The sequence below is a fragment of the Brucella tritici genome (assembly GCF_902825325.1).
In the GTDB taxonomy this organism is placed as follows: domain Bacteria; phylum Pseudomonadota; class Alphaproteobacteria; order Rhizobiales; family Rhizobiaceae; genus Brucella.
In genome coordinates this window covers 175632-198184 of record NZ_CADEAR010000011.1, presented here as the reverse complement: position 1 = coordinate 198184, position 22553 = coordinate 175632, and the positions used below count along the sequence as shown (strand labels likewise).

Genomic DNA, 22553 nt, shown 5'->3' with positions numbered 1-22553 from the left:
AAAATTGCGGCCTGTTTCGCCTGAATATCTACGAGCCACGGGCCTTTCCGGTCAGAGAAACTTAACGTGACAACACCCTCGTGGCTGGTCGTCATGCGCGCGGTGAAGCGTGTCCGCAACCCGACCATGTGGAACATGATGCTTTCGGTCTTCGCATGGCGATATGGGCTTGAGAAGCTTGCATGAAAAGCGAACGGGATCATGCGTCCAATTGGACGCAGCCCGTTCAGTGCATTTCGATTGATCTCGGTTTTCGATAGGGATATTGGAAAAATATGGTTGATCTTCCAGACTCACTTCTCGCCGGTTATCGAACCTTCATGCGCGAGCATTTTGCCCACGAAACTTCACGCTATCGCCATTTGGCCGACAAGGGACAATCGCCGGAAACGCTGGTTATCGCTTGCTGTGATTCACGTGCGGCTCCCGAAACCATCTTCAACACGGCGCCCGGCGAAATCTTCGTCCTGCGCAATGTTGCCAATCTCATCCCGCCCTACGAACCCGATGGCGAATATCATGCCGCTTCGGCAGCGCTGGAATTTGCGGTTCAGAGCCTCAAGGTGAAGAATATCGTCGTTATGGGCCACGGCCGTTGCGGCGGCATCAAGGCTGCGCTCGACACCGAAAGTGCGCCGCTTTCGCCGGGTGACTTCATCGGCAAATGGATGAGCCTCATCGCGCCTGCAGCCGAAGCTATCAGCGGCAACCAGCTCATGACGCAAACCGAACGCCAGACCGCGCTGGAGCGCATCTCGATCCGCTACTCCATCAACAATCTGCGCACATTCCCTTGCGTCGATATTCTGGAGAAGAAGGGCAAGCTTACCCTGCATGGCGCATGGTTCGATATTTCGACCGGCGAGCTATGGGTGATGGATCACCAGACCGGTGATTTCACGCGGCCTGACCCGGCCTGATCCGAGATCCGTCCAGCTTTCAAAAACACTTCCTGAAACGGCTCCTCTCCGATCGAGAGGGGCCGTTTTGCCATATTTTAAACAACTGAAATCAGCGTTTTTGTCATCCAAACGCGAAAATTCGCAACAAAACATGCAAAAATAGCCCCGAAATTTGGGGCTATTCTGTGAAGCGTGAGGCTTTTCTGCGGCAATTCCAAAGCGAAATTGCGATTTCAGCCTTCTGCCGTTACTTGCCGTCGATCGCCTTGCCCATGACGGCTATGGCGCGCTGGTAGACCTGCGCGGCATTCCAGCCCTGGATGGCGCCGTAGTTCGGTTCGCCCGGCTGATAGCCTGCACCGCGCTGCCAGCCATGGCCGACGAGGAAGTTCGCGGTCGAATGGAGCGCGTCCGCCTTGTTGCGCAGGTCGAAATGGGCGCCGCCCGAACCGCTGACACCATACTTCAGGACGTTTGCTGGCATGAACTGGGTCTGGCCGACTTCACCGTGCATAGCGCCTACGGCCTGCGGGCTGAGATCGCCCTGATCGACAAGCTTGAGAGCGGCGTAAAGCTGGCCGGTGAAGTAGTCGGAACGGCGGCAGTCATAGGCCAGCGTCGCAACGGCGGATACCGTATTCTGCTTGCCGAGATAGGACCCGAAACCGGTTTCCATGCCCCAGATTGCGAGCAGCGGGCCGGCTGGAACGCCGTAGCGCTTTTCGATTGCCGCGAAGAGAGCAGCGTTCTGCTGCTTCTGCGCACGACCGCGCTTGATGATCGTATCCGCACCGCGCTTCTTCATGAAATCTTCGAAGGAGAGCTTGAAGCTCTTCTGATTGCGATCGGCATTGATGGTCGCCTGCGCATATTTGGTGTTGGCCAGCGCATTGAGGCCCGCCTTGCCAACGCCGCGCGACGGCGCTTCCTTCAGAGTCTGCTGGAGCCAGGCATTATAACCGGCGGCGTTATTGCCGCACTGGGCTGCCTCGGCAATGCCCGTTCCCGTCATCATGCCCATTGCAAGAACTGCTGCTGCGGTCCAAGACCGGCCCTTGGCAACCAATGCCATTCGTTTCTCCTTTGGAGTGATTCGACCTCAACGCGAATTTGCCATTCCTTACACCAAATGTCATGCGGCAACGGCAAAGCGTGCAGAGGCAGGTGCGGAATGCCGCGTTTACAAGCATTTTTGCGCAAAAACAGCAAGCTTTTGTTGGCTCCCAAACGGCGAATGAAATTTTTCGCTTGGAAGCTGTGGCTTTCATATCTATTGCTAGCACGTGTACTGGTAAAAAAACTTTACCACCATTGCATAGTTGAGTTTCAACATTCGCGACATTGACGGGGAGGACGCCACATGTCGAACGGATTTCTTGCGCTATTTGCGTTTTTGCCAATTCTCGTAGCCGGCGTCATGCTGGTCGGATTTCGTATTCAGGCCCGCATTGCGATGCCGGTGACCTATGTGCTGACTGTGGTGATCGCCATGGCGATCTGGGGCATGAGCGGCAACCGGGTCATCGCCTCGACCATTCAGGGGCTGATCCAGACTGCAGGACTGCTCTGGATTATTTTCGGGGCGATTCTGCTTCTCAACACGCTTAAATATTCGGGCGGCATTTCTGCGATCCGCTCCGGTTTTGCCCAGATCAGCCCGGACCGCCGCATTCAGGTGTTCCTGATAGCCTGGCTGTTCGGTTCGTTTATCGAAGGTGCCTCCGGTTTCGGCACACCTGCCGCCGTCGTGGCGCCGCTGATGGTGGCTGTGGGGTTTCCGGCGCTTGCCGCCGTTACTTTCGGATTGATCATCCAGTCCACACCGGTATCGTTCGGTGCTGTCGGAACGCCGCTCATCGTCGGTGTCCAGTCGGGTCTCAATCGCGAGGCGCTGACGGCGCAATTGCAGGGCGCGGGATCAAGCTGGGAGCAGTTCTTCCACATCATCACATCGGAAGTGGCTATCCTGCACGCAATCTGCGGCACGTTCATGCCGTTGTTCCTCGTGGTCATCATGACCCGTTTCTTCGGACGCAACCGTTCCTGGACGGAAGGCCTGGCCATTCTACCCTTTGCGCTGTTTGCGGCCTTCTCTTTCACCATTCCTTATGTGTTGAGTGCGGTTTTCCTCGGCGCAGAATTTCCGTCCATGATTGGCGGTCTGGTCGGGCTGGCGCTGGCGACATTTGCGGCGCGCGGCGGCTTTCTCATGCCGAAGCAAATCTGGGATTTCCCGCCTGCTGCCGAATGGCCTGCAGGTTGGGTCGGCAGTGTCCAGATCAAGCTCGATGAGCTGACCTCGAAGAAGATCCCGCTTGTGTTGGCGTGGACACCATACATTCTGCTGGCGATCTTTCTGGTGGTCAGCCGCACGTTCCCATCCGTGGGCAATGCGCTGAAGTCGATCACTTTCGTTGCCAAGGACATCATGGGCGAAACCGGGATAGGTGGTGATTTCACGCCGCTTTTCCTGCCCGGCGGTCTTCTGGTCATCGTTTGTGTGGTCACCTTCTTCCTGCATCGCATGAATGGCGGACAGTTTGCCAAGGCGTTTGGAGAAAGCACAAAGACGCTGGTGGGCGCAGGCTTCGTGCTCCTGTTCACCGTGCCGATGGTGCGTGTCATGATCAATTCCGGCGTCAACGGCAAGGATCTGGTCAGCATGCCGCTGATGGTCGCCGACTGGGTGGCCGTGGAAGTCGGAAATGTCTATCCGTTCTTTGCTCCATCCGTGGGTGCGCTGGGTGCATTCCTTGCCGGGTCTAACACGGTGTCGAACCTCATGCTCAGCCAGTTCCAGTATGGTGTGGCGGAAGGGCTCGGCATCTCCGGTGCGCTGATGGTTGCCGGTCAGTCGGTGGGTGCGGCGGCTGGCAACATGATCGCAATCCACAACGTTGTGGCCGCATCGGCTACGGTCGGCTTGCTGGGCCGCGAGGGTACAACCCTGCGCATGACCATCATTCCCACGATCTATTATGTGGTTCTGGCGGGAACGTTGCTGATGATCGGTCTTTATGTGCTTGGTATCGGCGATCCGCTTGCCGGTATGGCCATGCAATAACAGGACAGGAAAATGTGCCGGCCCCGAATTTAAACCGGGGCCGGTTTCATTGTGTTTTGGGCCTTTTGCTTGACATTGGGGGCTGATCGCCTTAAAGCCAGCTCCAATCTATCCGCGATCTTCAGAACGCGAGCCACCGACCGGGACCCATTTGGTATAAAGAGATCCCGGAGGTCCACATCCGACAGCGCGATGCGCCCTCGGGTGCTGTATCGCTTTGGTTGCTTCTTGAACTGGCAGACACACGGGACGATTTATCCCTGACGAAGCATAAGCCTCTTCTCGGATTAAAAGGAAACGCAATGTTTGAATCACTTCAGGAGCGCCTTGGCTCCATCCTGAACGGCCTTACCGGACGCGGCGCTCTTTCTGAAGCCGACGTGACCGCAGCGCTGCGCGAAGTGCGCCGCGCGCTGATCGAGGCTGACGTTTCGCTGGAAGTGGTTCGCTCCTTCACCGACCGCGTTCGTGAGAAGGCCGTCGGCGCTGAAATCCTGAAAAGCATCAAGCCCGGTCAGATGGTCGTCAAGATCGTCCACGACGAGCTTGTCGAGATGCTTGGCACCGAAGGCGTTGCAATTGATCTGAACGCGCCTGCGCCTGTCGTCATCATGATGGTCGGTCTGCAGGGTTCTGGTAAGACGACCACCACCGGCAAGATTGCCAAGCGCCTGACCGAGCGCCAGCGCAAGAAGGTGCTGATGGCGTCGCTCGATACGCGCCGTCCCGCCGCACAGGAACAGCTTCGCCAGCTTGGCATTCAGACCGGCGTGGACACGCTGCCGATCATTGCCGGCCAGTCGCCGGTGGAAATCGCCAAGCGCGCCGTACAGGCTGCAAAGCTCGGCGCGCACGATGTCGTCATTCTCGATACCGCAGGCCGCACGCATATTGACGAGCCGCTGATGGTGGAAATGGCGGATATTCGCAAGGCCGCCAATCCCCATGAAATCCTGCTCGTTGCCGACAGCCTGACCGGTCAGGATGCCGTCAATCTGGCGCGCAATTTCGATGATCGCGTTGGCATTACCGGTATCGTCCTGACCCGTATGGACGGCGACGGTCGTGGCGGCGCAGCCCTTTCGATGCGCGCCATCACCGGCAAGCCGATCAAGCTGATCGCCACCGGCGAAAAGATGGATGCGCTGGAGGAATTTTATCCCAAGCGCATCGCCGACCGTATTCTCGGCATGGGCGACATTGTTTCGCTCGTGGAAAAGGCTGCTGAAAACATCGACGCGGAAAAAGCCGCAGCGATGGCCAAGAAGATGCAGTCGGGCAAGTTCGATCTCAATGATCTTGCCGATCAGCTGGGCCAGATGAAAAAGCTCGGCGGCATGGGCAGCATCATGGGCATGATGCCCGGCATGGGCGGAATGAAGGACAAGGCAGCAGCAGCCGGTCTCGATGACAAGGTGTTCGACCGCCAGCTCGCCATCATCGGCTCGATGACCAAGGCCGAGCGCGCCAATCCCGACCTTCTCAAGCACAGCCGCAAGCAGCGCATTGCCAAAGGTTCCGGCACGACTGCTGCCGACATCAACAAGCTTCTCAAGATGCACCGCCAGATGGCCGACATGATGAAGGTCATGGGCAAGGGCAAGGGCGGAATGATGAAGCAGATGATGGGCGGTCTTGCCAGCAAGATGGGCCTTGGCGGTCTGGGCGGCGGCATGGGTGGCCTCGGCGGCATGCCCGATCTGTCGAAGATGGACCCGAAGCAGCTTGAAGCGCTTGCCAAGCAGGCGGAAGCAGCGGGCTTGACCAAGGGTGGAATGCCGGGGCTTCCCGGCGGTGGACTGCCCGGCCTGGGCGGACCCAAGCTTCCTGGTCTTGGTGGCGGCCTTCCCGGCCTACCGAAGAAGAAGTGAGCATCATGAGCGACGAACAGAACACTGCACCGGCTGAACTTCTGGCATTGCGCGCCTCCATCGACAATATCGATGCAGCGCTGATCCATATGCTGGCCGAACGTTTTCGCTGCACCAAGGCTGTCGGCGTTCTGAAGGCCGAGCGCGGCCTCGCACCGGCCGATCCGGCTCGCGAAAAGCGTCAGGTGGAACGTCTGCGTGCCCTTGCAGTCGACTCTCATCTCGATCCCGATTTCGCCGAAAAATTCCTGAACTTCATCGTGAAGGAAGTCATTCGGCATCATGAGCATGCCGCCGCGAACCACGGCGGAAAGTAAAGCGCATCCCGAAAAGTGTGAAACGGTTTTCGGGTAAGATGCGCGCCAAAACAACAACCGTAATGACGGTCTAACCCGTTTTGTCCCGGCCATCCCTCGGGCGAAGCAATTGTCTAAAGGAAAGAAAAAATGTCTCTGAAGATTCGTCTGGCCCGCGCTGGCTCCAAGAAGCGTCCTTACTACCACATCGTTGTTGCCGACGTCCGCAGCCCGCGCGACGGCCGCTTCATCGAAACCGTTGGCGCATGGAACCCGATGCTGGCCAAGGACGCTGAACGCGTGAAGCTCGATGCCGACCGCATCCAGCATTGGATTGCACAGGGCGCACAGCCAACCGACCGCGTTCTGCGCTTCCTCGACCAGGCTGGTCTTGCAAAGCGTCCGACCCGCAGCAACCCGACCAAGGGTGAGCCGGGCAAGAAGGCCCAGGAACGTCTGGCCATGGCCAAGCAGGCTGAAGAAGAAGCTGCTGCAAAGGCCGCTGAAGCTGCCGCAGCCGCTGCTGCTCCGGCTGAAGAAGCTGCAAGCGAATAATCTTCGCGCAGTTTTATGTTTTGAAAAAGCGGCGGAGCAATCCGCCGCTTTTTTGTTGGTGGCTTTGTGGGGAATAGGGGGATGTAAGTGAGGATTGCCTTGAAGTTTGCCGCAGTGCTGTCGGCATTTATTGTCGTCGCCCTTGCCGGCCCAGCGAGCACGATGGACACGCAGGAACTTACAACAGCAGCAGCCTGTTATGAGGACGGAGCGGCGGCTCAACAATTGGAAGACCGGATTGCCGATCTCATTGAGGCAGGGGACAAGGCTGGTCTGGAGGCACTTGCCACGCAAATCGAGAGAAACGACGGCCCTATTCTTGAAGCTTTGGCGGCACTCATGGAAGAGAATGGACCGGCATCAGATGGGACGAAGCCTGCTCCCAGCGACGAGCTGGCGCGGTTGGCAATGGCCATGGGGCCTTGCCATCAAGCGAATATAGCTCTCAGGTCTATCGTTCTACTCGTTTCTGCGGGCGAAGCGGAACCGGTTGTCCGGAATGGTATCGTCATGATCGATGGGAGTGAAATCGACAGTACCTATGCAAGTCTGATTGGCATATGCGAGAAGATAAAGAAGCTTCCTGCCCATAGGCCGAGGATCGGTTCCAGATGTGTGTCCACAGGTGTCTGTGACGATGATCCTGATATGAACTGAGATATCGGGACTGAAAGGCGTGTCATTTCGTGATAAGGCTGGGCCATGGAACATTCTGGTGAAATTCTTATCCTGACCGGCACGCCGGGCGCCGGTAAAACCACAACCGCCGAGATACTTGCGAACCAGCCCGGTTCGCCGAAGGTTCATCTTCATTCGGATGATTTCTGGCATTTCATCAAGAACGGTGCGATCCAGCCTTACCTGCCGGAAGCCCATGCGCAAAATGCCATCGTGATGGAGGCGCTGACCAGGGTGGCGCAGGCCTATGCCGATGGCGGCTATTTCGTCATTGTCGACGGGATAATCGGGCCATGGTTCCTCGAGCCGTTCCGAACGCTTGCCGCGCCGCTTCATTATATAGTTTTGAGGCCGTCGCTTGATGAAGCGATCCGGCGCTGCCGCGAGCGGGGAGGCAATACGCTGACCGATCCGGGGCCGATTGCGGAACTGCATAAGCAATTGTCAGCGCTGGGTCCACTTGGGCCGCACGTGCTGGCCACGGAAGGGTTTTCGCGCAGTCAAACGCTTGCCGCTGTCCGCGCGGCGGTTGAAAGCGACGCTTTCCGATTGCATTCCTGAAATCGGGCAGTCTTGTTCGCGGTTTTACCTTGTTGTTCAAATCGACTGGAAAACGAGCGAATTTCGTCTATCTTGTTGATTTGACGGCTCGCATTTGCGTGAACGCGTATGTGCGGGTGACAGATTTGTTTTCCCGGCGCTTGGCAAAGCGCCCTTTTCAGGAGAAGTCCATGTCGGCTGCGACCGTTGCCACTTCTTTCTCTTTTCGCCGTATTTTCATTGCTCTTGGTCTTGCCGTTCTTGTTCCGCTGCTTTCGGCATGCGGTTTCAACACGATCCCGACCAATGAGGAAAAGGCCAAGGCCGCCTGGAGCGAGGTGCAGAACCAGTACCAGCGCCGCGCCGATCTCGTGCCCAATCTGGTCGAGACCGTGAAAGGCTATGCCGCCCACGAAAAGGAAACGCTGCAAGCGGTGATCGATGCGCGCGCCAAGGCGACACAAGTGCAGATCACGCCGGAAACGCTCAACAATCCCGAACTCTTCAAGCAGTTTCAGGACAATCAGGCCAACCTCACCAGCGCCCTGTCGCGCCTGATGGTGGTGGTCGAGCGCTATCCGGACCTGAAAGCCAACCAGAACTTCCTTGCATTGCAGTCGCAGCTTGAAGGTACTGAAAACCGCATCGCCGTCGCACGCCGCGACTATATCGAGGCGGTTCGCATCTACAACACGGCGCTGCGTACCATGCCGACGATGATCTGGACATGGATCTGGTATCGCGATGCACAGCCGATGCAGAGCTTCAGCGCCGATGCAGGCAGTCAGGCCGCGCCTAAAGTCAACTTCAACTGACGGCGCGTCTCATGATGCGTTTCGGGGCGGGTGCAGCACTCTCGCGTGATCGTCGCGGTCTTGGCTGGTTGGGCTGGCCGCGACATCTCCTTGCGCTCGTTTTTCTGCTGTTTTCCGCAGCGCTGACGCTGCACACGGCGGCCCTTGCACAGGATGCGCCAAAGCCTGCACAGGCCTTGACCGGTCGCGTGGTGGATGCGGCGGGCATTATTGACCCCGCAGAGCGCCAGCAACTGATCCAGAAGCTTGCCGACTTTGAAGCGAAGTCATCGGATCAGGTGGTCGTGGTGACGGTTCCGAGCCTCAACGGCGAAGACATCGAAACCTATTCCAACCGCCTGTTCCGTGCCTGGGCGCTCGGGCAGAGCCAAGAAAACAACGGCATATTGCTGGTGGTGGCGCCCAATGACCGCAAGGTGCGGATCGAGGTCGGCTATGGTCTCGAAGGCGTCATGACCGATGCGCTTTCAAGCGTCATCATCAATGGCACCATCATTCCCGAATTTCGCACCGGCAATTATTCGAATGGTATCGTGCAGGGCGTGGACGGCATTCTGTCGGTGCTTTCCGGCGATGCGGCTGAGCTTGAAGCGCGGGCCAGACGCAATGTGCAATCGAGTTCGGATGATGTCGACTGGGTATTCGTCGTCTTCATCGCCTTCTGGTGCCTGATCTTCTTCGGCGGTTTCGGCATGGCGATCCTGACGCCGGTTTTCGGACGCAAGATCGGGCCGGGTAAATATCAGTGGCTCGGCATGGTCGTGGATTACAACAATCGCGGCGGCGGCTCTGGCGGCAGGGGTGGTGGAAGCTGGGGTGGCGGTGGCTGGTCGTCCGGTGGGGGAGGCGGCGGTTTCTCCGGTGGTGGCGGCTCATCCGGTGGCGGCGGCGCCTCAGGTAGCTGGTAGGGAGACGCAAGGATGAAGCATCACACGCTGATTGGCGCCGAGGACCATGTCCGCATTGCCGAGGCCATCCGCAAGGCGGAAACCGAGACCAGCGGCGAAATCTATGCTGTCCTGGCGCGCTCGAGCGACGACTATTTCTTTGCGGCGGGCTTTGTTGCGACCTGCGGCATCCTGATTGCTTCGGTGATCGCGGCCTTTCTCGCCCATTGGTACTGGTTCGATATCCGCCTGCCCATGTTCGGGCTTGCGGTGCTGGCGGCGTTTCTGACCGCGATGCTGGTGCTTTGGTTCTTTCCGTCCGTCCGCATGTTGCTGGTGCCGCGGCGCATCCGTTACAAGCGCGCCCATCTCAATGCACTGCAGCAGTTTCTGGCGCGCAATGTCCATATTACGGAGCACCGCACCGGCATTCTTCTCTTCGTCTCGATGGCCGAACATTATGCCGAGGTGATCGCCGATGCGGGCATTGATGCGCGTGTCGAGCAGGACGAATGGAATGCAATTGTCGCGACGCTCATCCATCATGCATCGCGTGCGCAAGTGGCAGAAGGTTTTGTGCTGGCCATCGGTCAGGCTGGGCTTTTGCTGGAGAAACATTTCCCGGCGGGACCCGACAATGTCAACGAGTTGGACGATCATCTGATCGAGCTTTGACCGGCCGTTTATTTTTTCAGAATCATCAGCAACTTTAGTCTGAAATGTGGCGAAGTCGGCCTGCTGCTTCGCTCTTTTGGGGGGGCTTTTGAACCTCGCGGAGAAATCCGCTGGCATATTCCGAAATTTCGCGGGAAGTTTTCGAAGTTTTGTTCCAAATTAAATGGATTAAATACGGTCTTTCTGACTTTCCGGGAAATTTTTCGTTATTTTCAACGAATTGCCATCGAAACCAATGCCTAATCTGCTAGTTTGGCGCGCATTGCCATCATGACAGGAGTATCCGACGTGACTGCAAAGCAGGATCGGTCGAGCAAGGTTAAAGGTTCCAAGGCAAGCAAGGAGGAGAAGAAGGGAGGAAAGTCGAAGGCGCTTACGGCCTTCTCGCAGCTTCTCTTCGAATGGGCGCCGCCAGAAGATCTGGCCGCTTACGACGCTGCCGCTCTCGACAGTTCAGCCCGTCACGGCTATGCCGCCCTCGAATCCTATCGCAAGGGCAAGAGCATCATCAGCGTCGATAACGGTATCGAACGCCACGGTCGCCCGGTGAGCGTCATCACCATCGTCAACGACAATATGCCGTTCCTGCTCGATTCCATCATGGGTGAGCTGAACGATCATGCCAGCCAGATTTTCATGGTCGTGCATCCGGTTCTGGATATTGCGCGCGAAAAGGACGAGCTGGTCATTCTGGGCGAAGCATCGCAGCTTGCTCCTGCCAAGGGCGTTGAGCGCGTCAGCCTGGTACAGATTCATCTTCCAGCCCTCAACAAGCAGGCCAAGGCCGACCTGACTGCCGCCATCAAGCGCGTGCTCGGACAGGTTCGTGCCGCTGTCAGCGACTGGAAGCCGATGCTCGCGCGCCTCGATGGCGCAATTGCCGATTACAAGCGCGTTTCCGAAATGACGAGCGATCCGGCCATGCCGGAAGCCATCGCGTTTCTCGAATGGCTGCGCGACGACCGTTTCATCTTCCTCGGCCTTCGCGAACTGACCTTCAAGGGCAAGGGCGACAAGCGCGAACTGGTTCCGGTCAAGGAAACGCTCGGCATCCTCAACGACAATGAAGTCCGCGTCCTGCGCAAGGATGACGACGATACGGTCACGCCGCGCGAGGTAACCGAATTCCTCGACAGCAACGAACCGCTGATCGTTACCAAGGCGAATTCGCTTTCGCTGGTGCATCGTCGCTCCTATCTCGATTATGTCGGCGTGAAGATATTCGGCGAGAAGGGCGAGGCCATCGGCGAATTGCGCCTGGTCGGTCTCTTCACCTCGGTTGCCTATACGAGTTCGGTCGCAGGCATTCCGTTCATCCGCTCCAAAGCCGATGCCGTCATCAAGCATCTGGGCTTCAACCGCGAGGATCATTCGGGCAAGGCGCTCATCAACGTGCTGGAAGAATATCCGCGCGACGAGCTTTTCCAGATCGATGTGGAAAGCCTGACGGCCAATGCCGAACTGATTTTGGCTCTCGGCGAGCGTCCGCGCGTGCGTGCCGTTCCGCGTCTCGATCGCTTTGGCCGTTTTGCCACCGTGCTGGTCTATATCCCGCGTGACCGTTACGACTCGGTCGTGCGCGAGAAGATCGGTCATTATCTGGTCGACGTCTATGGCGGCGACAGTTTCGAATTCCACCCGGTCTTCCTGCAGAATGGCCTGACGCGCGTTCAGTTTGTCATCCGGCGTCATGAGCGCTCCACGCCGCATGTGGATCGCGAAGCGCTGGAAGCGGAAGTGCGTTCCATCGTTCGCACATGGGACGATGCCGTACGTGAAAGCTCCGACAGCGCGGACGCGAAGACCGTCGCACTTGCTGCAAGCTTCCCGCCGTCCTACCGCGAAATCTTCACGGCGCCGGAAGCGCTGGTCGATGCAGGGCGCATCGCTGGCTTGAGCGCAGAGGCTCCGCTTTTCGTGGACTTCTATCGTTATCGCACTGATGGTCCTGATGCGGTTTCGCTGAAGCTTTATCATCACGGTGCGCCGGTTGTGCTGTCGCAGCGTGTGCCGCTTCTGGAAAACATGGGCTTCCGCGTCGTCAGCGAGCAGACCATCGATCTGCCGCATGCTGGCAAGGACGGTGCAGCCGTTTACGTGCACGACATGCAGCTCGTGAATGCCTATGGCGCGCCGGTCGATCTTTCCGACGATGGCGAGATGCTGGAAGATGTGTTCCGCAATGTCTGGGACGGTCTGGCTGACAATGACGGCTATAACGCACTGGTGCAGACCGCGCGCCTGACGGCACGCCAGATCATGATCCTGCGTTCCTATGGCCGTTATCTGCAACAGGCAGGCATTGCCTATTCGCAAGGTTTCATCGCAGCAGCACTGAACCGTTACCCGGAAATCGCCAGCGATCTTTATTCGCTGTTCGATTTGCGCTTCAACCCCTCGGCCAAGCGGCGTGATGCGGCTGAAAAGAAGCTGGTCGATGCCATCGAGACCGCATTGCTCGGCGTGCCGAGCATCGACGACGACCAGATCCTGCGCCGTTTCCGCAATCTGATCGAAGCGACGCTGCGCACCAATGCCTATCAGCCGGATGCTGGAGGCAAGCCACGCGTCACCTTTGCCTTCAAGCTCAATCCGCGCCTTGTCGAAGGCCTGCCGAATCCGCGCCCCTATCGCGAAATCTTCGTCTATGGGCCGGAAGTGGAAGGCGTGCACCTGCGCTTTGGCGCTGTCGCCCGTGGTGGTCTGCGCTGGTCGGACCGCGCGCAGGATTATCGCACTGAAGTGCTGGGCCTCGTGAAGGCACAGCAGGTCAAGAATGCGGTAATCGTCCCTGTTGGCGCCAAGGGCGGCTTCTATCCGAAGCGTCTGCCGGTCGGTGGCGATCGCAATGCAGTGTTCGAAGCCGGTCGCGATGCCTACAAGGTGTTCATCTCCACGCTTTTGTCCGTCACCGACAATATCGAGGACAATCATGTCGTGCCGCCGGCGGAAGTCGTGCGCCATGACAATGACGATCCTTATTTCGTCGTTGCTGCCGACAAGGGCACGGCCACCTTCTCCGATACGGCCAACGCCATCAGCCAGGCGCATGATTTCTGGCTGGACGATGCTTTCGCTTCGGGCGGTTCCGCCGGCTACGACCACAAGGGCATGGGCATCACCGCGCGCGGCGCGTGGGAAGCCGTGAAGCGGCATTTCCGTGAATTCGACATGGACATCCAGACCGAACCATTCACGGTTGCCGGTGTGGGCGATATGTCGGGCGATGTGTTCGGCAACGGCATGCTGCTTTCCGAGCAGATCAGGCTGGTGGCTGCGTTCGACCATCGCGACATCTTCATCGATCCGAACCCGGTTCCAGCCGACGGTTTTGCCGAGCGCAAGCGTCTGTTCGAACTGCCGCGCTCGAGCTGGCAGGATTATGACCGTTCCAAGCTTTCGGCTGGCGGCGGCATTTATAGCCGCAGCCAGAAGACGATTACGCTCTCGCCGGAAGCAGCGGCAGTCATCGGCCTTGGAAAGACCTCCGGCACGCCGCAGGAAATCATGACCGCGATCCTGAAATCGAAGGTCGATCTTCTCTGGTTCGGCGGTATCGGCACCTATATCCGCTCGTCTGCTGAAACGGATGCGCAGGTAGGCGACCGCGCCAATGATGCGATCCGGATCACCGGTTCGGAAGTTGGTGCACGGGTGATCGGCGAAGGTGCAAATCTTGGCGTAACGCAGCGCGGGCGTATCGAATATGCGCTGGCAGGCGGTCGCGGTAATACGGACGCCATCGACAATTCGGCAGGCGTCAACTGCTCGGACGTCGAGGTCAATATCAAGATCGCTCTGGCCGCTGCCATGCGTTCGGGCAATCTCAAGCGCCCGGCACGCAACAAGCTTCTGGTCAGCATGACCGATGATGTGTCGGAACTCGTTCTGCGCAACAACTATCTGCAGCCGCTGGCACTTTCGCTCAGCGAGAGGCAGGGTCTGGCAGAGCTGCCCTATCAGGCGCGGTTCATGGCGGAACTCGAAAATCGCAAGCTTCTTGATCGCAAGGTCGAGTATCTGCCGTCCGATGCGCTTCTGGCTGAACGCCAGAAGGCGGGCCAGCCGCTGACACGCCCGGAACTGGCGGTTCTGCTTGCTTATGCCAAGCTGTCGCTGTCGGACGATCTGGTGGCAAGCCAGCTTCCGGACGAGCCCTACTTCCAGTCGCTGCTGTTCGGCTATTTCCCGAAGCGCATGACCAAGACTTATGCCGAGGAAATCTCCGGTCATCGCCTGCGCCGTGAAATCGTCGCTACTTTGCTGGCAAACGATGTCATCAATCGTGGCGGTATCACCTTCATCAGCCGTCTGGCCGATACGACCGGCAAGTCGCCTGCCGATATCGTCCGCGCCTATGTGGCGGTGCGTGACGGTTTCGATATAGATACGATCTATGATGCCATCGATGCACTCGACAGCAAGGTGCCGGGCGATGTGCAGAACCAGTTCTACCATCTCGTCGGCGAAATGTTGCAGGCGACGACGGCCTGGGTGCTGCGCAACGACACGACACGCGCCAACCTGACGGAACTGGTGGATACGATCACCAGGGCACGTGCCGAGCTGGAACCGCGTTTCGACGGTCTGATGCCGGAATATCTGAAAAGCACGCTGCAGGCCGACAAGGCTGCTTTCGTGGAAAAGGGTGCACCGGAAAAGCTGGCCCAGCGTCTTGCCAATCTGCAGCTTGCAGGCATCATGCCGGACATTGCGCTGATCGCGCATCTGGCCGATGCCGACCGGGTGGTAACCGCCAAGACCTATTTCGGTGTTTCGGAAGCTTTCCGCATCGGACGCATCGAGGAAGCCGCGCGCTCCATCCCCGTCACGGACTATTATGACGGGCTTGCTCTGTCACGAGCAAGCGATACGATCACGCAGGCCGCACGCGGCATCACCATTGCGGCGCTCAAGCGTTTTGCCAAGGAGAAGGACCCGGCAGCAGCCTGGTTTGCTGCCGATGGCGCGCGCATCGAGCAGGTGAAGAGCCGTATGGTGGCGCTGACGGAAGGTGGTGACCTGACAGTCTCGCGACTGGCGGTTGCAGCGGGCCTGATGTCCGATCTGGCACAGTAGAAAACAACGACATAATCTTGCAAAAGGGCGGCTTCGGTCGCCCTTTTTGTTTCTTTTGCTCACGCCTTTCGGGTTATATGATCTTGCTAATAAAAGAGAAGCATCCGATCGACTGGCCGGTCTTTAGAGCGCTGTGCGTCCATTTGGACGCATGATGCTGTAGTCGGAAACTGCTTCTGGTCCGGGGGAAGGAAAGAGCAATTGAGCGATCAGGTTCTGACTGCGCGCGGCTATGCCTCGCGGCGCGGTGTATGGGGTTGGATTTTCTTCGACTGGGCCGCTCAGCCTTTCTTTACGGTCGTTGTGACGTTCATCTTCGGCCCTTACTTCATATCGCGCATGGCAGCCACGGCGCATGACGGTCAGATCGCATGGGGCTATGGTGTCGCTGCCGCCAGCTTCGTTATCGCCATTCTCTCCCCCGTTCTCGGCTCGATTGCCGATCAGACCGGCGCGCGCAAACCGTGGATTGGCTTTTTCGCTGTCCTGAAGATTGTGAGCCTTCTGACACTCTGGTTTGCAGTGCCGGGGGCGAACATGTTCTGGGTGCTCCTTGCTTTCAGCATCGCCATGATCTCGGCGGAATTTTCCATCGTCTTCAACGATTCCATGATGCCGCGTCTGGTGCCTCGCGAACATATTGGAAGGGTGTCGAACCTTGCCTGGGGGCTCGGCTATCTGGGCGGCATGATCGTTCTGTTCTTTGTTGTCCTTTGTCTTTCCGCGTCACCTGAAACCGGCAAAACGGTTATCGGTATGACGCCTCTGTTCGGACTCGATCCGGTGCAGGGGGAGGACGCCCGCATTACGGGGCCGCTCTCAGCCATCTGGTATCTGGTGTTCATTCTGCCGATGTTTCTGTTCACACCCGATCAGGCGCGGGGAAAACCGCTGAAGCAGGCAATCGGCAGCGGCCTGTCCGAATTGCGGTCCACTCTGAGTGAAGTGCGCAAGCATCCAGGGATCGCGCGGTTTCTAGTTGCCCGGATGATTTATCAGGACGGCGTGAACTCGATGACTGTTATGGGGGCAGGCTATGCCGCCTCCTTGTTCCACTGGTCGATCACCGAGATCGGTCTCTACGGTATGTTCACCATTGTGATAGCGATTTTCAGCTGCCTGATAGCCAGCTGGATGGACTCGCGCTTCGGTTCCAAGGTCGTCGTCATGATCTCCGTGGCTCTGCTGTTGCTGGCTTCCATCGGGTTCGTCTCGACGGGAAGCCATTCTTTGCTGTTTGGTCTTGTCGCCGTTGAGAACACTCCCTCGGATAAATTGTTTGCCATGCCGGGAGAACAGGTTTTTCTGATTTATGGCATCATGCTGGGACTGGCCTTCGGTCCGGTACAGGCATCGTCGCGATCATGGTTCGCCCGCAGTATCAATCCCGCAGACGCAGGCCGGTATTTCGGAATCTACGCCCTGTCGGGAAGGGCAACCAGCTTTATGGGGCCCTTCCTGGTGGCAAGTGTTACGGCACTTACATCTTCATCGGCGATGGGAATGTCGGTGCTTATCCTGTTTTTTTTAGCCGGCTTGATATTGACGGCCAAAACGCCATATCCCGCTGACGGATAGAGTATTTCCTGTTTTGATTGAATCATTGAAAATACTCTGTCTGTTTGTTTTTACGTATGTCTTTATCCCGAAACCGGTTTCCACTTTCGGGAGACATGCTCTGGAGCGCTGTTTACTCGACCCAGCCGAGCGAACGTTGCACGGCCTTTTCCCACGCGTTGAACAAGCGCGTGCTTTCCTCCGATGACATTCGCGGATGCCAGCGATGGCCCACCTGCCAGTTTTCCACGATATCCTGCGTGGATTTCCAGTAGCCGACGGCAAGCCCGGCCGCATAGGCAGCACCCAGCGCCGTCGTCTCGATGATTTTCGGGCGCACGACCGGCACATCCAGAATGTCGGACTGGAACTGCATGAGAAGGTCGTTAATGGTCATGCCGCCATCGGCGCGCAGCTCCGTGATCTCGACGCCGGAATCCTTGACCATGGCTTCCAGAACTTCGCGGACCTGATAGGCGCTCGCCTCCAGAGCCGCGCGCGCGATGTGGCCCTTGTTGGCAAAGCGGGTGAGGCCGGCGATGATACCGCGCGCTGAGTCCTGCCAGTGCGGTGCAAAGAGGCCGGAAAAGGCCGGAACGAAATAGACGTCGCCATTGTCTTCCACCGTCCGCGCCAGGGTTTCGATGTCGCCGCTGTTCCTGATGATGCCGAGATTGTCGCGAAGCCACTGCACCAGAGCGCCGGTAATGGCAATCGAACCCTCCAACGCATAGACCGGCTTCGCACCGTCAAGCTTGTAGGCGACCGTGGTCAGCAAGCCGTAATTGGAGGGCACCAGTTTCTCGCCGGTGTTCATGAGCATAAAGCAGCCAGTGCCGTAGGTATTCTTGGCTTCGCCCGGTTCCAGACAGGCCTGACCGAAGAGTGCTGCCTGCTGGTCGCCCAGAATGCCCGCAAGCTTGACGCCGGAAAGTGAGGGTACGGTGATTTCGCCATAGACCTCGCTCGAAGAGCGGATTTCCGGCAGGCAGGCCGACGGAATATCGAACAGACGGAGGATGCCCTCGTCCCATTTCAGCGTCGAAAGGTCCATGAGCTGAGTTCGAGACGCATTGGTCGCATCGGTGATGTGAATGCCGCCATCGGTGCCGCCGGTGAGGTTCCAGACCAGCCATGTGTCGATGGTCCCGAAAAGAGCGTCTCCGGCTTCGGCTTTTTCACGCGCACCCGGAACGTGATCGAGTATCCAGCGCAGCTTGAGGCCGGAGAAATAGGTTGAGATCGGCAGGCCAGTCTTGGCGCGCAACTGGTCTGCGCCGCCCTCCTTTGTATAACGGGCCACAAGTTCGTCGGTACGCGTATCCATCCAGACAACCGCATTATAGAGCGGCGCACCGGTTTGTCTGTCCCAGAGCAGGGTGGTTTCGCGCTGGTTGGTGATGCCGACGGAAGCGATATCGCTCGCCTTCAGCTTTGCCTTTTTGAGTGCGGCGGCAATGACATGCTGTGTGTTGCGCCAGATTTCTATCGGATTGTGTTCGACCCAGCCCGCCTTCGGATAAATCTGCTCATGTTCGCGCTGATCGCTCGCGACGATATCGCCCTGCCTGTCGAAAATGATGAAACGCGAACTCGTGGTTCCCTGGTCGATGGAACCGATAAACTGCGTCATGGGGCGGGCTCCTCCGTTGATCCGGTCTATGCTGAAAACGAATTTAAACGAAACAATATGAAACTCAATGAAAACGAGGCCCCGGAATGGTTGGTTCCGGGGCCTCGATAAGTGCTTTTTTATAAGGAGTTAGAGCATTTCCAGCAAAAGTGCGAAGCGGTTTTGCGCAGGATAATGCGTAGAAGCCCTAATGTCGGAAGTGGCGCATGCCGGTCATGACCATGGCGATGCCATGTTCGTCGGCGGCGGCGATCACTTCGTCGTCCCGCATGGAGCCGCCCGGCTGGATGACGGCGGTTGCACCGGCCTGAACGGCGGACAGCAGACCGTCGGCAAACGGGAAGAACGCATCGGACGCGACCACGCAGCCCTTGGTGAGCGGTTCTGCAAGACCTGCGGCTTCGGCAGCATCTTCAGCCTTGCGGGCTGCGATGCGGGCCGAATCCACGCGGCTCATCTGGCCTGCGCCGATGCCGACCGTTGCGCCGTCCTTCACATAGACGATGGCGTTCGACTTCACATGCTTGCCGACGCGGAAAGCAAATTTCAGATCGTTGAGCTCGGCTTCGGTCGGCGCACGCTTGGTAACGACCTTGAGATCGAGATCATCGACCACGCCGTTGTCGCGCGACTGGACCAGCAGACCACCGGCAACGGTCTTGGCGGCAATGCCCTTTGCGCGTGGGTCTGGCAGGCCGCCGGTCACGAGCAGACGCAGGTTCTTCTTGGCTGCGACGATGGCCTGTGCGCCTTCGGTGGCATCCGGTGCGATGATGACTTCGGTGAAGATTTTCACGATCTCTTCAGCGGCTTCCTCATCGAGTGTCTGGTTGAGCGCAACGATGCCACCAAAGGCCGAAACCGGATCGCAGGCAAGCGCCTTGAGATAGGCTTCCTTGATCGTTGCGGCTTCCGCCACGCCGCACGGATTGGCGTGCTTGATGATGGCGACGGCTGCGGTACGGGCAGGATCGAATTCGGCCACCAGCTCAAAAGCCGCATCGGTGTCGTTGATGTTGTTGTAGGAGAGCTGCTTGCCCTGAAGTTGGGTCGCGGTGGCGACGCCCGGACGTTGTTCGCCGGTAAGATAGAAGCCAGCCGTCTGGTGCGGGTTTTCACCGTAGCGCATGACGGAATGCAGCTTGCCTGCGACCGAGCGGTAGGTCGGGGTTTCTTCGTTGATTGCTTCGGCAAACCAGTTGGAAATGGCTGCATCATAGGCTGCCGTGCGCGAGAAGGCTTTTGCGGCAAGCTTCTTGCGGAAGGCGAGCGGCAGGGAGCCTTTGTTCTTTTCGAGTTCGGCGACGACGTCGGCATAGTCGGCAGGATCAACGACCGTTGCGACATAGGCATGGTTCTTGGCCGAAGCGCGGATCATCGCCGGGCCACCAATGTCGATGTTCTCGACGGTGGTGTCGTAGTCGCCGCCCTTGAAGCGGACTTCCTCGAACGGATAAAGATTGATGACAGCAAGATCGATGCCGCCAATACCGTGTTCTTCCATGGCCGCGACGTGTTCAGGGTCATTGCGTACGGCGAGCAGGCCGCCATGGACTGCCGGATGCAGCGTCTTGACGCGCCCGTCCATGATTTCCGGAAAGCCGGTTACTTCGGATACATCCTTCACCGGAATGCCTTCGGCGGCAATCGACTTGGCGGTGCCGCCTGTCGAGAGGATTTCGATACCCTGCGCGTGAAGCGCTTTGGCGAAATCGATCAGGCCGGTTTTGTCGGAAACAGAAAGGAGGGCGCGGCGCACCCGATGAAGATCGGGAGCGGGAATATGCTTGGAGCTGACAGCCATAGGGAGTTGGTCTCTTCGTTGCTGAAACGGATGCGTTCAGGAAAGTGGACGGCTCGCCCTAACACAGACGCGCCGAGAATCCTACCGCAAAAGGCCGGAAAAGAACGGTGAAGAGGTATTTCTTGCTCCGCATTCGATCCCATTGACCCTCGACCCTTCGAGACGGCGCTGCGCGCCTCCTCAGGGTGAGGGCGTTGGTGCTTGAAGAGTATTTCAGAATGGATCTGTCGCTACCGGCTCGCAAACGCCGCGTGCCGTTCGTCGAGGCTCATTGATTACGCTCCACCCTCATCCTGAGGAGGCGCGCAGCGCCGTCTCGAAGGGGGAGCAGCGGGAGGCAGATTATACGTAACTGCCGAGTGCGACGCGGCTGAACTGCCAGTTCACTTCCGGCAATTCTGATGCCGGGAAGGAGAGCACGATCTGCTTCGACGTCACGGGGCCGCGGAAGCCTGCAAAGAAGATCGAATCCTCCAGCTGCGGCGCAACTTCAAAACAGGAGAAGACCCAGGTATCGTCGCGGTCCGCCGACAGAACGATCAACCCATTCTCATCGAAGGAAATATCGACCGACGGATGCAGGTGGAAACGGACGGCAATATTGTCGCGTCCGTTTGCCTTCAACGGACGGCCATCGCCACGATAGAACCGGTCGGCACCCTGAATGACGCTGCCATTATGCGACAGCACGAGGCGGCGTTCGTGATAGATGCCGAACAGGCGCGCATAGCCGTCATGGCTGGCGACGAAACCCTGTCGCCCCATTTCCTCGATCCGGTCGCGCTGCACGCGGGTGGGGCCTGCAATAATCGGGGTGCCGATCATGTTGGAAAGGCCGACATTGAGGCTGAAACGGCACGAGGAGGTGTCGTTGATGGTGGCGGTGGAGTGCGCAGCCGTCGAGCGGCCCAATGGACGAAATTCCGGCGGACCGAAACGGTCGATGCCGGAATTGACGATATAGCGCTGGCGCCCGGAGGACATTTCGAAGGCGAGACAACCGGCATGGGCATCCCGCGATGCGGTGACCGGCGGCGGCAGTCCGGTATCGGCGATGATGGTGGTCGAACCCATCGAAAGCCGTTCATAGCCGGAATAGGGGGCATGGGTCAGCGGTGATCCGGCGGTCTCATCATGCCTGAGAACCGAGATGATGCGTTCCGGCATGGTCGGGCCGACGCCGTTGAAAAGCGCAAGGCTGCCATCCTGATGGCGGAAGAAACGCAGTGCTGGCAACATGCGCTCAACGGCTTCGATCAGCGCCTTGGGCGGTGCTTCCGTGCCATTGGCATAGGTCTGGCGAAGCGGCAAAAGATCGGCCAAAAGTTCCAGAACCGTAACGGGATTGCGCGAGATATGCCCGCCATCGGGCAGAATCTGGCGTTTCAGTTCATATTCGAGATTGCGCCGGGCGGCGCGTGCAGTCGGCGGCGAAACAGGCAGAGCCAGAGCGGCGAATGCCAATGCGATGCGGGCGCGTAAGCGTTCTTCGCCATCATCCATGGCGGCTGCAACGGTGCGCAGGTAACGTACCTGCATGGCCAGCGAACGCATGAAGCGGCGATAGGCGGGGAGTTCGGCACCCGACAGAATGAGGTTCGAATGCTGGAGCCAGGCGATGATGCGCTGGGCGGTGACTTCCGGCGACCAGGCGATGCCACCGATCCGCTTGCCGAACATGCGCATCCAGTCATCTACGAGCGCGCGCGCGTTGGCGGTTGCCAGTTCGCTATTGGCGCTTTTCAGATGGCGCAGCCAGCCGAAACTCTGAAGTGCTGCTTCCCATTCCGGCGTCGGAGGTTCGACAGCGAAGGGCGACAATCCGCCGGTTTCGACCAGACGACCGGCCAGCGCAAAACGGCCGTGGTAGAATTCCTGCGCCAATTGCGGGTCGGCGACGCGCAGATCAGGCGGTGCGATCAGGATACGGTCCGGCGTAAAGCCGGTGAAGCGCCAGCGATAGAGAGGCCCCATGCGCAGACGGCGGCTGAACTTGCGCCAAGCCTGTGCAACGGCCAGTCCCCAAAGGTGCGGGGTTTCGCTGAGGGCAACTGCCACCCGGTCTTTCTCCTTATCGTTTTTCATTATTCTGCGGCCAGATCGAACAGCCGGTGTCCTTTGATACAATTGTACTGAAATGGTGAATCGAGCGTTAACCATAGGATGCAAGTCATGCATCCTATGCCAGTTTTGCTAA

Annotated in this window: 17 protein-coding genes; 12 read left to right on the top strand and 5 right to left on the bottom strand. The window is 58.4% G+C overall.

Features of this window, described 5'->3' with window-relative positions; genetic code table 11:
• Positions 1-203: hypothetical protein (locus HWX93_RS22890; protein ID WP_210267232.1), on the bottom strand; the 203-nt coding region annotated here is incomplete at its 3' end.
• 72 nt (positions 204-275) lie between these two features.
• Between HWX93_RS22890 and HWX93_RS16995 the strand changes: the two genes are divergently transcribed.
• Positions 276-920: a carbonic anhydrase gene (locus HWX93_RS16995; RefSeq protein WP_109988956.1), complete on the top strand. Its 645-nt coding sequence runs from the start codon at positions 276-278 to the stop codon at positions 918-920.
• 229 nt (positions 921-1149) lie between these two features.
• Here HWX93_RS16995 and HWX93_RS16990 read toward each other — a convergent pair whose 3' ends face one another.
• Entirely contained in the window at positions 1150-1974 is an 825-nt protein-coding gene (locus HWX93_RS16990; protein ID WP_109988957.1) for a lytic murein transglycosylase, read from the bottom strand.
• A gap of 288 nt (positions 1975-2262) precedes the next feature.
• Here HWX93_RS16990 and HWX93_RS16985 point away from each other — a divergent pair, with 288 nt between their 5' ends.
• The 11 genes from HWX93_RS16985 to HWX93_RS16935 all read left to right on the top strand — a co-directional run bounded on the left by HWX93_RS16985 (position 2263) and on the right by HWX93_RS16935 (position 16940).
• Entirely contained in the window at positions 2263-3966 is a 1704-nt protein-coding gene (locus tag HWX93_RS16985) for an L-lactate permease (protein WP_109988959.1), read from the top strand.
• Positions 3967-4268: 302 nt separating this feature from the next.
• On the top strand, positions 4269-5837 hold the full coding sequence (gene ffh, locus HWX93_RS16980) for a signal recognition particle protein (RefSeq protein ID WP_151555914.1): 1569 nt from the start codon (positions 4269-4271) through the stop codon (positions 5835-5837).
• A gap of 5 nt (positions 5838-5842) precedes the next feature.
• Positions 5843-6154, top strand: a complete 312-nt coding sequence (locus tag HWX93_RS16975) for a chorismate mutase (RefSeq protein ID WP_109988980.1) — start codon at positions 5843-5845, stop codon at positions 6152-6154.
• Between the two features lie 129 nt (positions 6155-6283).
• Positions 6284-6688, top strand: coding sequence for a 30S ribosomal protein S16 (rpsP, locus tag HWX93_RS16970; RefSeq protein WP_010661492.1), 405 nt, complete (start codon positions 6284-6286; stop codon positions 6686-6688).
• Positions 6689-6787: 99 nt separating this feature from the next.
• Positions 6788-7345, top strand: coding sequence for a hypothetical protein (locus HWX93_RS16965; RefSeq protein WP_235969126.1), 558 nt, complete (start codon positions 6788-6790; stop codon positions 7343-7345).
• Between the two features lie 45 nt (positions 7346-7390).
• Positions 7391-7927 (top strand): ATP-binding protein, encoded by a 537-nt coding sequence (locus HWX93_RS16960; protein ID WP_176038041.1) that lies wholly within the window; start codon positions 7391-7393, stop codon positions 7925-7927.
• 170 nt (positions 7928-8097) lie between these two features.
• Complete coding sequence (locus HWX93_RS16955) at positions 8098-8721, top strand: LemA family protein (protein ID WP_176038040.1); 624 nt, start codon at positions 8098-8100, stop codon at positions 8719-8721.
• Between the two features lie 11 nt (positions 8722-8732).
• Positions 8733-9629, top strand: coding sequence for a TPM domain-containing protein (locus tag HWX93_RS16950; protein WP_176038039.1), 897 nt, complete (start codon positions 8733-8735; stop codon positions 9627-9629).
• Positions 9630-9641: 12 nt separating this feature from the next.
• Positions 9642-10283 (top strand): TPM domain-containing protein, encoded by a 642-nt coding sequence (locus tag HWX93_RS16945; RefSeq protein ID WP_176038038.1) that lies wholly within the window; start codon positions 9642-9644, stop codon positions 10281-10283.
• A gap of 288 nt (positions 10284-10571) precedes the next feature.
• Complete coding sequence (locus HWX93_RS16940) at positions 10572-15362, top strand: NAD-glutamate dehydrogenase (RefSeq protein ID WP_176038052.1); 4791 nt, start codon at positions 10572-10574, stop codon at positions 15360-15362.
• Positions 15363-15563: 201 nt separating this feature from the next.
• Positions 15564-16940 (top strand): MFS transporter, encoded by a 1377-nt coding sequence (locus HWX93_RS16935; RefSeq protein ID WP_176038037.1) that lies wholly within the window; start codon positions 15564-15566, stop codon positions 16938-16940.
• Between the two features lie 112 nt (positions 16941-17052).
• Here HWX93_RS16935 and glpK read toward each other — a convergent pair whose 3' ends face one another.
• From glpK to HWX93_RS16920, 3 genes are all read right to left on the bottom strand, one after another.
• A complete protein-coding gene (glpK, locus tag HWX93_RS16930) occupies positions 17053-18552 on the bottom strand; it encodes a glycerol kinase GlpK (RefSeq protein ID WP_176038036.1) in 1500 nt (499 codons plus the stop codon).
• A gap of 187 nt (positions 18553-18739) precedes the next feature.
• On the bottom strand, positions 18740-20356 hold the full coding sequence (purH, locus tag HWX93_RS16925; protein ID WP_176038035.1) for a bifunctional phosphoribosylaminoimidazolecarboxamide formyltransferase/IMP cyclohydrolase: 1617 nt from the start codon (positions 20354-20356) through the stop codon (positions 18740-18742).
• Positions 20357-20698: 342 nt separating this feature from the next.
• Positions 20699-22441 (bottom strand): heparinase II/III family protein, encoded by a 1743-nt coding sequence (locus HWX93_RS16920; protein ID WP_176038034.1) that lies wholly within the window; start codon positions 22439-22441, stop codon positions 20699-20701.
• Positions 22442-22553: the final 112 nt, after the last annotated feature.

What these genes read in the sequence shown, in the direction of transcription:
- HWX93_RS16995 (WP_109988956.1), top strand. Translation starts at nt 276, where the DNA reads ATGGTTGATCTTCCAGACTCACTTCTCGCCGGTTATCGAACCTTCATG.
- HWX93_RS16990 (WP_109988957.1), bottom strand. Translation starts at nt 1,974, where the DNA reads ATGGCATTGGTTGCCAAGGGCCGGTCTTGGACCGCAGCAGCAGTTCTT.
- HWX93_RS16985 (WP_109988959.1), top strand. Translation starts at nt 2,263, where the DNA reads ATGTCGAACGGATTTCTTGCGCTATTTGCGTTTTTGCCAATTCTCGTA.
- ffh (WP_151555914.1), top strand. Translation starts at nt 4,269, where the DNA reads ATGTTTGAATCACTTCAGGAGCGCCTTGGCTCCATCCTGAACGGCCTT.
- HWX93_RS16975 (WP_109988980.1), top strand. Translation starts at nt 5,843, where the DNA reads ATGAGCGACGAACAGAACACTGCACCGGCTGAACTTCTGGCATTGCGC.
- rpsP (WP_010661492.1), top strand. Translation starts at nt 6,284, where the DNA reads ATGTCTCTGAAGATTCGTCTGGCCCGCGCTGGCTCCAAGAAGCGTCCT.
- HWX93_RS16960 (WP_176038041.1), top strand. Translation starts at nt 7,391, where the DNA reads ATGGAACATTCTGGTGAAATTCTTATCCTGACCGGCACGCCGGGCGCC.
- HWX93_RS16955 (WP_176038040.1), top strand. Translation starts at nt 8,098, where the DNA reads ATGTCGGCTGCGACCGTTGCCACTTCTTTCTCTTTTCGCCGTATTTTC.
- HWX93_RS16950 (WP_176038039.1), top strand. Translation starts at nt 8,733, where the DNA reads ATGATGCGTTTCGGGGCGGGTGCAGCACTCTCGCGTGATCGTCGCGGT.
- HWX93_RS16945 (WP_176038038.1), top strand. Translation starts at nt 9,642, where the DNA reads ATGAAGCATCACACGCTGATTGGCGCCGAGGACCATGTCCGCATTGCC.
- glpK (WP_176038036.1), bottom strand. Translation starts at nt 18,552, where the DNA reads ATGACGCAGTTTATCGGTTCCATCGACCAGGGAACCACGAGTTCGCGT.
- purH (WP_176038035.1), bottom strand. Translation starts at nt 20,356, where the DNA reads ATGGCTGTCAGCTCCAAGCATATTCCCGCTCCCGATCTTCATCGGGTG.
- HWX93_RS16920 (WP_176038034.1), bottom strand. Translation starts at nt 22,441, where the DNA reads ATGAAAAACGATAAGGAGAAAGACCGGGTGGCAGTTGCCCTCAGCGAA.